Source organism: Streptomyces sp. NPDC059785 (assembly GCF_042732375.1).
GTDB lineage: Bacteria > Actinomycetota > Actinomycetes > Streptomycetales > Streptomycetaceae > Streptomyces.
The window spans coordinates 34,073-48,919 of sequence record NZ_JBHWHV010000054.1 but is presented as its reverse complement, the minus strand read 5'-3'; the positions used below and the strand labels follow the sequence as shown (position 1 = coordinate 48,919).

Here is a 14,847-nt window from a genome sequence, read left to right as displayed (position 1 = left end):
CGTAACGGCGTGCCCTGGGCTGTCCGATGGCCGGCTGGAGGGGGTCCCGTGTCCGACAAACCGTCCGCGTCCGAGCCGCGAGAACCGGAGCCAGAGGGCCCGGAGCCGGAGCAGGAGTCGAAGCCGGAGAAGAGTCAGAAGTCTGAGCGGGGGCCGGAGTCGGTGCCTGAGCGAGGGCCGGAGTCGGTGCCTGAGCCGGAACAGGCTCGCGACGACGAGGAGAGCGAGGGCGAGGGAGAAGGCAAGGGCGAGGGGGAAGGCAAGGGCGAGGGGGAAGGCAAGGGCGAGGGGGAAGGCGAAGGCGAGGGCGGAGGCGGCGTCGAGTCGGGTCAGGCCGGCAGCTGGGCCACGCCGGCGCCCAGCCCCGCGCCGTGGCTCGCCGGTCTCCGGATCGAGTCGCCCGCCCCCGTGCGCACGGCCACCCTGTGGGCGGTGCTCGCCAGCGGCGTCCTCAGCATGCTGCTCCTGGGCGAGGGCCTGGCGATCAACCTGCTGCTGGTCGCCGTACCGGTCACGCTGGCCGCGTACTTCGCCGCCCGGGAGGCGGGACGCCGCACGCGCGCGTGGACCCTCGTCTGGGGCATCGGCGGACTGGCCATGCTCGTGGTGCCCGCGCTGCGTGACGCCGACTGGCCGTCCTTCCTCGCCGTCGTCGCCGCGATCGCGCTGGGTTCGCTCGCCCTGAACGGCGGGCGGAGCTGGCTCTCCGTGCTGCTCAGCCCGCTCGGGGTCGTCAACTCCGTGGTGACCGGCCCCATGTGGGGCTGGCAGGGGTTGCGGGAGCGGTCGGGCGGGGCGCGCGGACGCATCGGCCCGCTGCTGCGCGCGCTGGTGGTGACCGCGGTGCTGCTGCTGATCTTCGGCGCGCTGTTCGCGGGGGCCGACGCGGCCTTCGCGGACCTGCTCGGCGACCTGCTGCCGGACACCTCGGTCTCGGGCGGGCCGTGGCGCCTGCTGCTGTTGGTGGTGGGTCTCGTGCTGGCGCTGGCGGCCGCGTACACGGCGGCCGCGCCCGTGCACTGGGACCGGGCCGAGATACCGGAGGGCCGGGCGCGCGGCCGGGTCGAGTGGGCGCTGCCGCTCGTCGTGCTGGCGGCGCTCTTCGCGGCCTTCAACGCCGTCCAGCTCACGGTGCTCTTCGGCGGCTACGACGCCGTACTGGAGCAGACGCACCAGACCTACTCCGAGTACGCGCGGCAGGGCTTCTGGCAACTGCTCATGGCGACCGTGCTGACCGTGGTCGTCATCGTGGTCGCACTGCGCTGGGCACCGCGCGGCGGACCCCGCGACCGGACGCTGGTACGGGGCGTGCTGGGAACTCTGTGCGCGCTCGCGCTCGTTGTCGTGGCATCCGCCGTGCGCCGCATGGACATGTATGTGGAGGCCTATGGACTGACCCGACTGAGGATCTCGGTCGTCGCCGTCGAGCTCTGGCTCGGTCTCGTCATCGTGCTCATCATGGCGGCCGGAGTCTGGGGTGCGCGCTGGCTGCCGCGTGCCGTCGCCGCCAGTGCCGCTGCGGGAGTGCTCGCCTTCGGACTGCTGTCCCCGGACGCGCTGATCGCCGGGAACAGCGTCCAGCGGTACCAGGACAAGGGCACCTTCGACCTCGACTACATGCAGGACCTGTCCGCCGACGCCGTACCGGCCCTGGACAAGCTGGAGGAGCCGTTGCGGTCCTGCGCGCTGCGGACCGTCGCCGACACGCTGGAGAGCACGGACGACCCGTGGTACGCGACGAGTTGGGGCCAGGCGCGCGCCCGGCGGATTCTCGAGGAGCGGCCGCTCTCTGCGAAGGCCGACTGGACGACGTGCCACCGGGCGAACAGCGAGGTCGCCCACCGCTGAGCACCGTCTGCCCGCCGCGGGAAGGGCGGGCCCGCCGGGGGATCGGGACAAGGCGGGCCCGCGCCGATGCCGGGTGGCTGCTCGGCGCGGGCCGGCCGGTCCCGCGGTACGCCCGTCAGCCCGCGGCCGGTCCCGCCGTACCGGCGAGGGCGTCCAGGTCGCGCTTGCGGACCTTGATCACCACCGCGGCGGTCAACAGGGCGAGCACGGCCATGGCCGCCGCCGGTACGAAGGCGGTCGCGATGCCCTCCGAGAGGACCTCGTGACCCCAGGGGGCGGGGAGCTGGTGTGTCCTGGCGAACTCCGCCTTCTGCTCGGGCGACGCCTCGGCCAGGAACTTCGGCAGCTGCTCCGCCGCCTCGTCGCGGCTGGCGGTGCCGAAGACCGTGGTCAGGATGGAGAGCCCGAGCGCGCCGCCGACCTGCTGCGTCGTATTGAGCAGACCGGAGGCCGCGCCCGCCTCGTGCTGCGCCACCCCGGAGACGGCGGTCAGGGTCAGCGTCACGAAGTTCAGGCCCATGCCGAAGCCGAAGATCAGCATCGGGCCGAGCACCCCGCCGACGTACGAGCTGTCGGGGCTGATGAAGCTCTGCCAGGTCAGGCCGACGAAGACGAGCGAGGAGCCGCCGACCATGAACGGCTTGGGGCCGAGCACGGGCAGGAACCGCTGGGACAGACCCGCACCCGTCACGATCGCGACGGTCACCGGCAGGAACGCCACCCCGGCCCGGATCGGGCTGTACCCGAGCACGTTCTGCACGAAGAGCACGATGTAGAAGAACATGCCGAACATCGCGGCGGCGAGGCTGAGCATGATCACGTACGTACCGGAGCGGTTGCGGTCGGCGAACATCCTCAGCGGTGTGATCGGCTCCTTCGCCCGCATCTCGATGAAGCCGAAGGCGAGCAGCAGCACCAGCGCCGTGCCGAACGACGCGACGGTGAGGCTGTCCCGCCAGCCCTCCTCCGCGGCTCGGATGAAGCCGTACACCAGCGAGGCCATGCCGACCGTCGAGGTGAGCGCGCCCGCTATGTCGAAGCGGCCCGGATGGCGTTCCGACTCGCTGATGTACAGCGGTGCGACCGCGGCTATCAGCACTCCGATGGGCACGTTGACGAAGAGCACCCAGCGCCAGTCGAGCCACTCGGTGAGCATGCCGCCGGTCAGGAGGCCGATGGCGCCGCCGCCCGCGGAGACCGCGGCGAACACACCGAAGGCCCGGTTCCGTTCCGGGCCCTCGGGGAAGGTGGTGGTGATGAGCGCCAGCGATGTGGGCGACGCGATCGCGCCTCCCATCCCCTGCAAGGCACGCGCGGCCAGCAGTTGCCAGGGCTCCTGGGCCAGACCACCGAGCAGCGAGGCCAGCGTGAACAGCAGGATTCCGGTCATGAAGACCCGGCGCCGGCCGAGGATGTCACCGGCCCGGCCGCCGAGAAGCAGCAGGCCGCCGAAGGTGAGCGTGTAGGCGCTGACCACCCACGTCAGATCGGTCGTGCTGAACTTGAGAGCGTCTTGAATGTGCGGGAGCGCGATGTTCACAATCGTCGCGTCGAGTACCACCATGAGTTGGCAGGCCGCGATGACCGTGAGCGCGATGCCGGGGTGTCCTTCCCGACGCGCGGCTCCGGGCTTCTGATCTGGAACTAACTGAGAGGTCGTCACAATGGGTCCCCCACAAGTACGTTAGTGAACGCTCGCGTTCACTGTCGCGTCAACGGTAGTGAGTCCCCAACAGTGAACGCAAGCGTTCACTGAAGTCGCTGTCCGCTGGCGTTCCCCGCGACGGCACGCTCCCCGTCGCTCCAAGCTCAACTGCTCACCGGAGAAAGTCACATGGTTGCTTCGCGCTGGACGGCCGCTTCCGCTCAGGCGGCCTCCCCTCGTCGGCGTGGTGCCGTGCTCGAACGCGCGATCCTCGACGCCGCCCTCGAACAGCTCAGTACCGTCGGCTGGAACGGTCTGACCATGGAGGGGGTGGCCGCGGGTGCCCAGACCGGCAAGGCGGCGGTCTACCGTCGCTGGCCCAGCAAGGAGGACCTCGTCGCCGACGCGCTCCGGGTCGGACTGCCGAAACTGACGGAGGCCCCCGACCTCGGGACGGTCCGGGCGGATCTGCTGGAACTGTGCCGCCGTTTCCGCGAGGCGATGTACTCGCGTCCCGGATTCGCCCTTCGCGCAGTGCTTCACGAATGCGATGCCTCGCAGGCGGAACGATTGCAGACCGTGATCCTGGGCGGAGTCGTCGAGCCGACCATGCGGCTCCTGCGCGAGATCATTCGCCGTGGTATCTCCCGGGGAGAGGTGCGATCCGATGCCGCGAACGGGTACGTGTTCGACGCGATCCCGGCAATGATGATGTACCGCTCCAAAGTGTGCGCCAGCGAATGGAGCGAGGTGGATCTCGAGGAGATGATCGACCAGCTGATGGTCCCGCTGCTGCGGCCGGACCCGGCCTGATCCCCCCTGGTCCTGCCTGATCCCTCCTGGTCCTGCCTGATCCCTCCTGATCCTGCTTGGTCCTGCCTGGTCCGCTGGATCGGGCCGAAGGTGATCCGTGGGCCGGACCGTCAAGTGATCCGCAGAGGTGGCGCACAGGTTCGCGCGTGCGGGCGCGTGGAGCGGTGGGCGGCCGAGTGTGCACAAGCCGTTGGGAGGCGAGCGCGCAGAACGGTAGAGCGGTGGGCGGGCGAGCGCGGGAAACCGCGGCGAATCGCGGATTCGCGTCCGCCAGGCGAAACCTGGGTGTCGCACGGGGTTGCGGGCGGCGTAGGCTAAGGGGGTCATGCCGTACGAACCGCCCACCCACACCGTCGAGCGCTCCCTTCGCGCCACGACCGGAGCGAAGATCATTGCCGGTGTCGACGAGGTGGGACGCGGCGCTTGGGCCGGGCCCGTCACCGTCTGCGCCGCGATCACCGGACTGCGCCGGCCTCCCGAAGGTCTCACCGACTCCAAGCTGCTCACCGTCAAGCGCCGTACCGTGCTCGCGGAGGAGCTGCGGACGTGGGTGACGTCGTACTCACTCGGGCACGCCGCCCCGGAGGAGATCGACGAGCTGGGCATGACGGCCGCGCTGCGGCTTGCCGCGGTGCGCGCGCTGGAAAGCCTGCCGGTCCGCCCCGACGCGATCATCCTCGACGGGAAGCACGACTACCTGGGCTCGCCCTGGCGGGTCCGTACGGTGATCAAGGGGGACCAGTCCTGCGTGGCTGTCGCCGCGGCATCTGTGATTGCCAAGGTCCAGCGCGACAAAATGATGGCCGAACTGGGTATCGACCATGCAGACTTCGGTTTTGCGGCCAACGCCGGGTATCCGTCCCCGGTGCACAAGGCCGCACTGGCGGAGCGGGGACCCACCCCGTACCACCGGCTGTCGTGGGCGTATCTTGATGCGCTGCCCCAGTGGCGGCACCTCAAGAAGGTCCGCAGTTGGGCGGACGGAAGCGTTCCGGAGATCGAAGGTCAGCTCGGCTTCGAATTCTGACGTCATCGTTCGCACTCATGTGCCACCCGCCGACGCGTCTCGTACCGGCGTTTGATAAACATCAGCTCATGCCTCTCATTCCCGAGGAGCCTCAGATTCACGAGAGTGCCCAGGGTCCCCGCGCCACGCAGGCCAGTGGCCGCACCGCGCCGACCCCCCGCCCCGTACCCGGACCCCGTCCCGCGGCCCCGCCGCGTCCCGGACGTCCCGGTCCTGTCCGGCCGATGCCGGCCCAACGCACCCCGCATGCCGCGCCCAAGCCCGGACCGTCGGCTCCGGCTGCCGCTCCGGCCGACTCCGCCCCGCAGATCCAGCTCATCCCGGCCTCGGCCGCGGGTGCGATGGACGCCGCGGAGGGGGCGGTCGACCTGCTGCTGGAATCGGGCCGCGCCCCGGGTGAGGTGCTGGTGATCACCACCGGCGAACCGCACCCGTGGGCCGCGCACGAGCTTTCCTTCGGAGAGGCCGCCTACTGGGCCCAGCACGACGCGGGCGACGACGTCTTCTACGCCGACGCCTCCGTCGCGGGCCGGGCCGCGATCCGTCCCGTGGTCGTGGTCGCCGTCAACGGCGGCTCCGACGCCGACGCTGCCGCCGCCCTGCCGCTGGCTCTCGGCCGGGCCGGGGCCCTGTTGATCGTCTGCGGTGATCCGCAGCAGATCAACTCGGTTCTGGGCGCGGGGGTCTGAGCCGGTTCCGGGCCCTGCCCGGGACCGGCTCGGATCCCGTCCGGGGTGCTCAGGGTGCCGCGACAGCGGCACCCGCACGGTGATCGATTCGCTGTGCCCGGATCCGCGGACACGCGGAGCGGGTACATGAATCCGCTACGTGGATCCGATACGTGATCCGCTACGTGGATCCGATACGCGGGTACAGCGGTACGCCGGTACGGGACGCCCGTCGGCGTGGAGTGCCGGGTCGGGGCACCGTTCGGCTCCTAGTCCCCGGCCGGGACGCCGGACCGCTGACCGGATCGGGTCAGCGGGCGACCGCCCGGCGCAGCACCTCCGACGCGACGCCTCCCGTGCGCGGCGGCGGAGGCGGCATGTCGGCCATGGCTATCGGCTCCGGCACCGAATCGGCGTTGGGGCGGCGTCCGCCCCGCTGCTCACCGAGGACCTGCCAGCCGTCGCGGGTCAGCGTGATGTACGCGCCGCAGCGCAGTCCGTGGAGCGTGCAGGCGTCCCGCAGTCCCCACATCCACGCCCCGTCCTCCTCCGTCCAACGCGCGTCGCCCTCACGGCAGTAGAGCAGCACGGCCGTACGGACCGGCGTACGTCGGCGCAGATCGTGCGGTATGACCCGGCGGAGCTGGGCGAGCAGCGTGTTGCGGAACATCCAGCCGTCGGCGGGTGCCGGACGCCGGGTGAAGGAAGCGCTCGCCCGGAGTTTTTCCTCGGGGTCCAGCACGGCCACGACGGCCGTCGCGGGCCTCGGCCGGTGCCGGGAGTGCAGCCCGCTCACGACCTCCCGGGGATCACGCAGCAGCGGGATCCCCGCGGCGGCCCACTCGGCCGGCTCGAGGATTCGGGTCAGCGGGTTGGCGGAAGCGGCGGACAGGTCGGCAGACGTCGATGTCGATGCCGTCGAGGACGGAGCGAATCCGAAGGTCACGGTCCTCCCTTCGGCTACGCGCCCGCACTGCGGGCGGGGTCGGACTTGGGGGAGCGCGCACCGCAGCAGAGCCCTACCGGATCACGGGCGGGCCGTGCGGGGAGCGGAGTTCAATTCTTCCTGTCGAACTTGGTTGCGGCAACGAGCAATTGGAGCTGCTGACGGGTTTGTGGTGAAAGGCCTTCTATATCCCTGCCCAGTGTTCTTGTCGGCGACGCGTGCGTCAGGCCTGCACGGCGAGGACCAGCGGCAACACCCCCTCCGCCCCGGATCGCCGCAGCAGGCGCGCGGCCACCGCGAGGGTCCAGCCGGTCTCCGTCAGGTCGTCCACCAGCAGCACGGGGCCGCCCGCCTCCTTGAGCGCCGCGGCCAGCGCGGACGGTACGTCCAGGGCGCCGTCGAGCGACTTGAGCCGCTGCGCGCTGTTACTCCGGGAGAGCCGGGAGACCTCGCCGGTGTACTCCACCGAGCCCAGCAGTGGCAGCCGGCCGACCTCCGCGATCCGCGCGCCCAGCGAATGGATGAGCCGGGGACGAGTGCGCGAGGCCATGGTGACGACACCGGCCGGGCGCGGCTGTGCGTCCGGCTGCCCCGTGGCCCAGCCGCCGGGTCCCTTCGCCCAGTCGGCCAGTACGCCGACCACGGCTCGGGCGATGTCGTCGGGCACCGGGCCGTCGGGGGCCTGGGGCGCGAGCATGGGCCGCAGCCGGTTCCCCCAGCCGATGTCCGAGAGCCGTCCCAGGGCCCGCCCGGGGGCGAACTGCTCACCGGCGGGGATGCGCCCCTTCAGTTCGACGCCGACCGCCGGCAGACCGGTGGGCCACATCTTGCGGGGCTCGACCTCGACCCCCGCGCGCCCCAGCTCACCACGGGCCCCGTCCAGCGCCGCGGCGGAGACGGAGTCGGTGAACCGCGGCCCGGCGCAGTTGTCACAACGACCGCAGGGCGCCGCCTCTTCGTCGTCCAGTTGCCGCCGCAGGAACTCCATGCGGCAGCCGGTCGTCGTCACGTAGTCGCGCATCGCCTGCTGCTCGGCGGCCCGCTGCTTGGCCACCCAGGCATAACGCTCGCTGTCGTACATCCATGGGGAGCCCGTGGAGATCCAGCCGCCCTGGACGCGCCGGACCGCCCCGTCCACGTCGAGAACCTTGAGCATCGTCTCCAGGCGTGAGCGGCGCAGCTCCACCTGAGGCTCCAGGGCGGGCAGGGAGAGCGGGCGGCCGGCTGCCGACAGGACGTCCAGGGTGCGGCGGACCTGCTCCTCCGGGGGGAAGGCGACGGACGCGAAGTACTGCCAGATCGCCTCGTCCTCCTTGCCCGGCAGCAGCAGCACCTCCGCGTGCTCCACACCACGGCCCGCGCGCCCGACCTGCTGGTAGTAGGCGATGGGCGACGACGGCGACCCGAGGTGCACGACGAAGCCAAGGTCGGGCTTGTCGAAGCCCATGCCCAGCGCCGACGTGGCCACCAGGGCCTTGACGCGGTTGGCGAGCAGGTCCTCCTCGGCCTGCTGCCGGTCCGCGTTCTCCGTCTTGCCCGTGTACGAGGCAACGGTGTGACCGCACTGCCGCAGGAAGGCGGTGACCTCCTCGGCGGCGGCCACTGTGAGCGTGTAGATGATCCCGGATCCCGGCAGCTCGTCGAGGTGTTCGGCGAGCCAGCCCATCCGGTGTGCGGCGTCCGGCAGCCGCAGTACGGCGAGACTCAGGCTCTCCCGGTCCAGCGGTCCGCGCAGCACCAGGGCGTCGGTGCCGCCGCCCGTACCCAGTTGCTCGGCCACGTCGGCCGTCACGCGCGCGTTGGCCGTCGCCGTGGTGGCCAGGACGGGGACCCCGGCCGGGAGGTCCGCCAGCATGGTGCGCAGTCTGCGGTAGTCGGGCCGGAAGTCGTGGCCCCAGTCGGAGATGCAGTGCGCCTCGTCGACGACGAGCAGGCCGGTCGCGGCGGCCAGCTTCGGCAGCACCTGATCGCGGAAGTCGGGGTTGTTGAGCCGCTCCGGGCTGACCAGCAGCACGTCCACCTCACCCGCGGCGACCTCGGCCTGGACGGTGTCCCACTCCTCGGTGTTGGACGAGTTGATCGTGCGCGCGCGGATCCCGGCGCGGGCGGCCGCGTCGACCTGGTTGCGCATGAGCGCGAGGAGCGGGGACACGATGACCGTCGGTCCGGCGCCCCGCTCACGCAGGAGCGCGGTCGCGACGAAGTACACCGCGGACTTGCCCCAGCCGGTGCGCTGCACGACCAGGGCTCTGCGCTTGTCGGCGACCAGTGCCTCGATGGCGCGCCACTGGTCCTCGCGCAGCCGGGCCCCGCCGGCCGGGGCGCCCACCAGACGGGCGAGTACGGCATCGGCGGCGGAGCGCAGGTCTTCGCCGGTCGTGGATCGCGGGTCTTCGTTGCTCATGGCTCCATGCAACCCGATGGGTCGGACATCGCGCGAACGGCGACGTCGGACTGTGGACAACCGGGCCGCCGTGCCTGTCCTGTGTCGTGCCCACGATCAAGGTTATCCACAGGCCGCAGCGGACTCGCCCGATTCGCGGGATGGTCCCGGCATGACGAAGCACAGCGAAACGACCGGCCCGTCCGGCGAAGGCGACATCAGCGAGCGAGGACATGGGCGAGGACACGAGCGAGGAGGGGAGCGTGAAAAAGAGCGAGGACAGAGGCACGACGGCCGTCGGCGTCCGGGACCGGTGAAGCGGGCGGACTCGGCGGCCGAACGCGGGAACGGCCGAGCGGGAGACGCCGGAGACGACGAGCCGGTTACCGGTGACGGCGGTGGCGACGAGCCGGTTACGGGAGACGGCGAAGGCGCCGAGCCGTTGACGGGACACAGCGGTGGTGCCGAGCCGCTTGCCCTCATGGGACACGGACACGGCGTACTCGCGAACGCGGGCGCCGACCAGCAGGTCACCTTGCGCACGCCCGCCGAGCTCGCCGACGCGCTGCCCTATCTGCTGGGCTACCGCCCGGAGGACAGCATCGTGCTGGTCGCCGTGCACGAGAAGGAGCGGCAGGGCCGGTTCGGCGGACGCGCGCGGCTCGGCATCCCCGCCCGGACGGACGACTGGCCCGCGGCGGCCGAACAATTGGCACGCGGTCTGATCACGGGAAGCGAGCGCAGGGGCGGCCGGCCCGAGAGCATGATCGTCTACCTCTGCCAGGAACCGCGGAGCGGCGAGACGGGGCGGGATGTCATGGCACGCCTGCGTCCACTCGCGCACCTGATGCGCACACGCTGCGGCGACCTGGACGTGGCCGTGGTGGAGGCCCTGTGCATCTCCGACGGCCGTTACTGGTCGTACTGCTGCCCCAGTGAGCAGTGCTGCTGTCCGGAGGGCGAGCCGATGGGGCTGCCGGGCACCTCCGTCCTCGCGGCCGCAGCGACCTACGCGGGACTGCAGATCCGGGGCAGCCTGCGCGAGTTCCGGGCCAGGCTCAGCCCTTGGGAGACCGCGGCGGCGCTGGAGCAGCAGGCCGTACTCGATGCGGCGAACAGGGCCATCGTCCCCAGGATTCTGGACGCGGCCCACCGCGCCGAGGTCGCCGAAACAGCCCTCGACCTGGCACGCACCGTCATCAGGCGGTTCACCGACGCCCGTCCCGCCCAGGGGCCGCTCGAAGCCGATCTCCGCGACGACGAACTGCTCGCGCACGACGAGGCCGCCGCTCTCATCCTCGCCCTCCAGGACCGTACGACCCGCGACCGGGCGGCTCAGTGGATGGAGGGCGACGAAGCCGGACCGGCGCTGCGCCTCTGGCGCGCACTCGCCCGCCGCTGCGTGGGCGTCTACGGCGAGCACGCGGCGGCGCCGCTGACCCTTGCCGGCTGGGTCGCCTGGTCGTCCGGCGACGAGATCGAGGCCCGGGAGGCGCTGGCCATGGCCCTCGGCGCGGACCCCGACTACCTCTTCGCCCGTCTCCTGCACCAGGCGTGCAACGAGGGCATCGACCCGGAGTCGATCCGCCGCTGTCTGCGAGCCGAACGGCACGTCCGCGTCGGCCCCGAGACCACCGCCTCGGCCCCGGCCGAGCCCGCGTGCTCACCCGATACGGCCCTGAGCCCACCCTCGCTCGATACGGCCCCGCACCTGTGCTCACCCGACACCGCCTCGACCCCGTTCTCCGACGCGGTCTCGAACCCACCCTCCTCTGACACGGCCGCCTCGAATCCGTCCCCGCCGGACGCCGGTCCCGGTCTCGCCGCGCGCGAGTCGTCGTGCGCCGGACCGTCCCCCCGGCCGGCGCCGCCCTCGACGACCGTTCGACGGCGGCACCGCAGGGCGCGGACGGCGGACGGAGCCGGGACGCGCCCGGCCCGCCGCGCAGACAGCAGCGAACCGGCTAGCCCTGGCGGAGCTGTCAGGGGCCGGTCACAGACACCTCGGCGAGCCACCCAGCCCGGCACGGGAAGGAGGCGTGAATCAGGACGCCCGAACGAGGAGGCGTGAACCAGGAGGTGTGAGTGCGGAAGCGTGAATGGCGAGGTCACCGCAGGGCGGCCCACCACCGCCATTCGGCTGCTTACCGGCCGTCGCGCGTGACCCCGCACACTCCCGCCCCGTTCACCTGAGTGGCGGAGCCCGTGTCAGGCGCCCCGTCGCATTGCTCCACCTCAGCAGCCTTTGCCGGGCGCCGAGCGCGCCCCAGGCGTATCGAGCGCAGGAGAAGTCGTCCCATGCCGCTGCCCAACCCGTCCTTCCATCCCGACGACGACCCCCAGCCCCTCGGCAGGCCCGCGAATCCGGTGCCGGACAAGGGCGGCCCGCCGACCCCCGCCGAAGGCACCGGCCCGCCTGCCGAGGCGACCGACAGGACGACGCCCCGGTACGCCGGTGGGCTCGGCCCGCCGCCGCCCCGCAGAGAGATGCCCGGCCCGCCCGTTCGCGCTCCCGGCGCGAGCGGCCCGGCCGCCCCCGGCCAAAGCGGTCCGGCTGCCCGCGGCGTACCGCTGCCCGCGCCGGGCAGAATCGTGGATCTCCCGCCCACCCACGGATCGCTGATGTGCGTCGCCCTCCCGGGGGTGGCGATCTCCACGGAGCAGGGGCAGCTGACCGGCCGTGGCCTGGACGGCTTTTACCGTGCGGGACGGCGCCTGCTCTCCCGCTGCCAGCTACGGGTGGCGGGCCGGGAGCCGCTCGCCGTACAGGCCCGGATGGCCGCCGCGGACCGGGCCAGATTCGTGGGCACCCTGCGCGCGTCGGCCGGTAGCGGTCCCGACCCGGACGTCGTCGTCGAACGGATCAGGCACGCGGACGGCACGGAGCGGATCACCCTGCGCAGCGCGGCGCTCCGTCCCCTGCGGCTGCCCGTCGAGGTCTCCCTCGGCACCGACCTCGCCGAACTCGGGGCGGTCGCCTCGGGCACAGCGGGACCGGAGCTGCCCGCCACCGTCCACGACGCTGGCCTGCGCTGGTCCTGCGCCGCCGGTCACTCGACCGTCACCGCGGACCCGCCGCCGGTCGACGCACTGGCGTCGGCGGGCCTGCTGCGCTGGGACCTGGAACTGCCCCCGGGCGGTTCCAGAAGCATCGAACTGCGCATCCGGACGGACGGCGGACTCGGCCGCGGCGCGGGGCGAGGCGCGCCGAACCCGCTCGCCCGGGCCCGCGCCGCGGGCGACGACACCAGAGCCCAGAAGCTCCTGGACACCTGCGTCGAAGACCTCGGGGCGCTGCTGGTGCGCGACCCCGGACACCCCTCCGACGCCTACCTTGCCGCGGGAGTTCCGTGGCGCTGCGGCCTCGCACCCGTAGAAGCCCTCGTGTCGGCGCGGATGGCGCTGCCGCTCGGTACCCGCCTCGCCGGGGGCACGCTGCGCGCACTCGCCCGTACGCAACTGGTCCGCCCAGGACAGCAGTACGGCATGATCCCGGGGCCGCGCCGGGACGCGGGCCCGCATCTGCCGCCGAGTTGCACGGCCACCGAGGCGACTCTGCTGTTTCCCGCGCTGCTTGCCGAGGCCCGGCTGTGGGGGCTGCCCGAGCAGGACACGGAGGAACTGCTGCCCGTCGCGGAGCGCTGCCTGCAGTGGCTGCGCGGTGCCGCCGGAGACGGCCTCTACCTGCCTGATCCATCCGCGGGCGGCCCTCAGCGCTGCGAGACCCAGGCGCACGCCCACCGTGCCGCGCTGCTGGGCGCCGATCTGCTGGACGCCTGCGGCAGACCGGGCGGTGCCGGACTGCGGCAGTGGGCCCAGGAGCTGCGCGGCGCCTTCCGCGAGGACTTCTGGGCCGAGGACCGCGGCGGCGGCAGACCCGCCGCCGCCCGCGCACCCGACGGACGTCTCGTGTCCCACCTCGGCGCGGGCGCCGCGCACCTCCTCGACCCGGGCCTGCTGAGCGGGGGAGTGCTCGCGCCGGGGCTGCTCGACAAGGTACAGACGGAGCAGCTCGCGCGGCTGTTCGGAGCCCCGGCGATGGACTCGGGATGGGGGCTGCGGAGCCTGGGGGCCCAGGAGACGGCGTACAACCCGTTCGGGCACCGTGGCGGTGCGGTCCGGATCCAGGAGACGGCGATCGCGATCGCGGGGCTGAACGCCGCAGGGTACGAGAAGGAGGCCGGTTCGCTGCTGCGGGGCGTGCTGGCGGCGGCCGAGACCTTCGGCTTCCGGCTGCCCGAGATGTACGCGGGCGAGCAGCGCACGCGGGGCGGCGCCCCGCTGCCGCACCCGGCGGCCTGCCGGCCTGCGGCCACCGCGGCGGCCGCGGCGGTGTGGCTGCTCACCGCTCTGGCCGGGATCCGCCCCGATGTCCCGGCGGGGACGGTCGCCTTGCGCCCTGTCCGCGGCGCACCGCTGGGAGAGATCGGGCTCACCGGTCTGCGGGTGGCCGAGGAGCCCTTCTCCGTGCGCGTGAGCCGACTGGGTCTCGCCATGGTCGAGGAGGCGGCGGACGGACTGCAGTTGGGCATGTGACCAGGCGGGAACCGGTACGGCGCGAAGTTTCGCGGATGCGCCGGTCCGTGCACCGGCGGGTTCTGGATCAACCGGGAAGCGCTCGGCGAAGGGAGTGTTTATCGTCAGGCAGACGACTATGATCGCGGCATGTCCTACGACCCGTCGGCCTTTCCGCCCTTCGCCGTGACCGTGGACCTGGTCGTGCTGACCGTGCGCCGCCATGCCCTGTGCGCGCTGGCGGTGAAGAGGGGCGAGACACCGTTCCAGGGACGGTGGGCGCTCCCAGGAGGCTTCGTACGGGCCGACGAGGACCTGTCCCAGGCGGCGGCGCGCGAGCTCGGGGAGGAGACCGGGCTGTGCGCCCACGACCCGTCCGCCCCCGCACAGGACAACGGGGCGCACCTGGAGCAGCTCGCGACCTACGGCGACCCCAAGCGCGACCCCCGGATGCGGGTGGTCAGCGTCGCCCATCTCGCGCTGGCCCCGGACCTGCCGGCGCCCCGGGCGGGCGGCGACGCCAACAGCGCGCGATGGGCCCCCGTCGACGAGCTGTTGCAGCAGGGCGGTTACGGCCGCGACGGGGAGCAGGCCGCGCCGCTCGCCTTCGATCACGCGCAGATCCTGGCGGACGGTGTGGAGCGGGCCCGCTCCAAGATCGAGTACTCGTCGCTGGCCACGGCCTTCTGCCCGAGCGAGTTCACCGTCGGCGAGCTGCGCCGGGTGTACGAGGCGGTATGGGGCGTGGCGCTCGACCCGCGCAACTTCCACCGCAAGGTGACGGGCACCCCGGGCTTCCTCGTGCCCACCGGGGGCACGACGACCCGGCAGGGCGGGCGGCCCGCGCAGCTCTTCCGCGCGGGCGGTGCCACGCTGCTCAATCCCCCCATGCTGCGTCCCGAGGTCTGACGCCGGGCGCCGGATACCGCAAGGGTGGCCCTCGGAAGCCGGGCGATCCGAGGCAGCACGCGGATTGGTGAGGCCGAGGCATGCTCAAGGTGC

General features: G+C 72.5%; 10 protein-coding genes. 7 read left to right on the top strand and 3 right to left on the bottom strand.

Annotation, left to right across the window (positions count from 1 at the left end):
* The first annotated feature begins 390 nt into the window (after positions 1–390).
* Complete coding sequence (locus tag ACFV6E_RS32460) at positions 391–1,848, top strand: DUF4153 domain-containing protein (protein ID WP_385159808.1); 1,458 nt, start codon at positions 391–393, stop codon at positions 1,846–1,848.
* A gap of 115 nt (positions 1,849–1,963) precedes the next feature.
* Here the strand turns inward: ACFV6E_RS32460 and ACFV6E_RS32455 are convergent, their stop codons facing one another.
* On the bottom strand, positions 1,964–3,511 hold the full coding sequence (locus ACFV6E_RS32455; protein WP_385159654.1) for an MFS transporter: 1,548 nt from the start codon (positions 3,509–3,511) through the stop codon (positions 1,964–1,966).
* Between the two features lie 171 nt (positions 3,512–3,682).
* Here ACFV6E_RS32455 and ACFV6E_RS32450 point away from each other — a divergent pair, with 171 nt between their 5' ends.
* The 3 genes from ACFV6E_RS32450 (at position 3,683) to ACFV6E_RS32440 (ending at position 6,022) form a co-directional block, all read left to right on the top strand.
* Positions 3,683–4,306, top strand: coding sequence for a TetR/AcrR family transcriptional regulator (locus ACFV6E_RS32450; protein WP_385466501.1), 624 nt, complete (start codon positions 3,683–3,685; stop codon positions 4,304–4,306).
* A 325-nt stretch (positions 4,307–4,631) separates the two neighbouring features.
* Complete coding sequence (locus ACFV6E_RS32445; RefSeq protein WP_385159658.1) at positions 4,632–5,333, top strand: ribonuclease HII; 702 nt, start codon at positions 4,632–4,634, stop codon at positions 5,331–5,333.
* 68 nt (positions 5,334–5,401) lie between these two features.
* A complete protein-coding gene (locus ACFV6E_RS32440; RefSeq protein ID WP_385466498.1) occupies positions 5,402–6,022 on the top strand; it encodes a hypothetical protein in 621 nt (206 codons plus the stop codon).
* Positions 6,023–6,311: 289 nt separating this feature from the next.
* Here the strand turns inward: ACFV6E_RS32440 and ACFV6E_RS32435 are convergent, their stop codons facing one another.
* Both ACFV6E_RS32435 and ACFV6E_RS32430 read right to left on the bottom strand, forming a co-directional pair.
* Complete coding sequence (locus tag ACFV6E_RS32435) at positions 6,312–6,947, bottom strand: hypothetical protein (RefSeq protein ID WP_385159670.1); 636 nt, start codon at positions 6,945–6,947, stop codon at positions 6,312–6,314.
* A gap of 223 nt (positions 6,948–7,170) precedes the next feature.
* The gene (locus ACFV6E_RS32430) at positions 7,171–9,351 is read right to left on the bottom strand and encodes a RecQ family ATP-dependent DNA helicase (RefSeq protein WP_385466495.1); all 2,181 of its coding nucleotides are present in this window, start codon (positions 9,349–9,351) and stop codon (positions 7,171–7,173) included.
* Positions 9,352–9,811: 460 nt separating this feature from the next.
* Between ACFV6E_RS32430 and ACFV6E_RS32425 the strand changes: the two genes are divergently transcribed.
* The 3 genes from ACFV6E_RS32425 (at position 9,812) to ACFV6E_RS32415 (ending at position 14,754) form a co-directional block, all read left to right on the top strand.
* Positions 9,812–11,401 (top strand): DUF4192 family protein, encoded by a 1,590-nt coding sequence (locus ACFV6E_RS32425; protein WP_385159674.1) that lies wholly within the window; start codon positions 9,812–9,814, stop codon positions 11,399–11,401.
* A gap of 551 nt (positions 11,402–11,952) precedes the next feature.
* Entirely contained in the window at positions 11,953–13,866 is a 1,914-nt protein-coding gene (locus ACFV6E_RS32420; protein ID WP_385159810.1) for a glycogen debranching N-terminal domain-containing protein, read from the top strand.
* A gap of 129 nt (positions 13,867–13,995) precedes the next feature.
* On the top strand, positions 13,996–14,754 hold the full coding sequence (locus tag ACFV6E_RS32415; protein WP_385159676.1) for an NUDIX domain-containing protein: 759 nt from the start codon (positions 13,996–13,998) through the stop codon (positions 14,752–14,754).
* Positions 14,755–14,847: the final 93 nt, after the last annotated feature.

Coding starts and splice junctions, on each gene's coding strand:
- ACFV6E_RS32430 (WP_385466495.1), bottom strand. CDS start 9,351: ATGAGCAACGAAGACCCGCGATCCACGACCGGCGAAGACCTGCGCTCC.
- ACFV6E_RS32425 (WP_385159674.1), top strand. CDS start 9,812: ATGGGACACGGACACGGCGTACTCGCGAACGCGGGCGCCGACCAGCAG.
- ACFV6E_RS32445 (WP_385159658.1), top strand. CDS start 4,632: ATGCCGTACGAACCGCCCACCCACACCGTCGAGCGCTCCCTTCGCGCC.
- ACFV6E_RS32440 (WP_385466498.1), top strand. CDS start 5,402: ATGCCTCTCATTCCCGAGGAGCCTCAGATTCACGAGAGTGCCCAGGGT.
- ACFV6E_RS32450 (WP_385466501.1), top strand. CDS start 3,683: ATGGTTGCTTCGCGCTGGACGGCCGCTTCCGCTCAGGCGGCCTCCCCT.
- ACFV6E_RS32415 (WP_385159676.1), top strand. CDS start 13,996: ATGTCCTACGACCCGTCGGCCTTTCCGCCCTTCGCCGTGACCGTGGAC.
- ACFV6E_RS32420 (WP_385159810.1), top strand. CDS start 11,953: ATGTGCGTCGCCCTCCCGGGGGTGGCGATCTCCACGGAGCAGGGGCAG.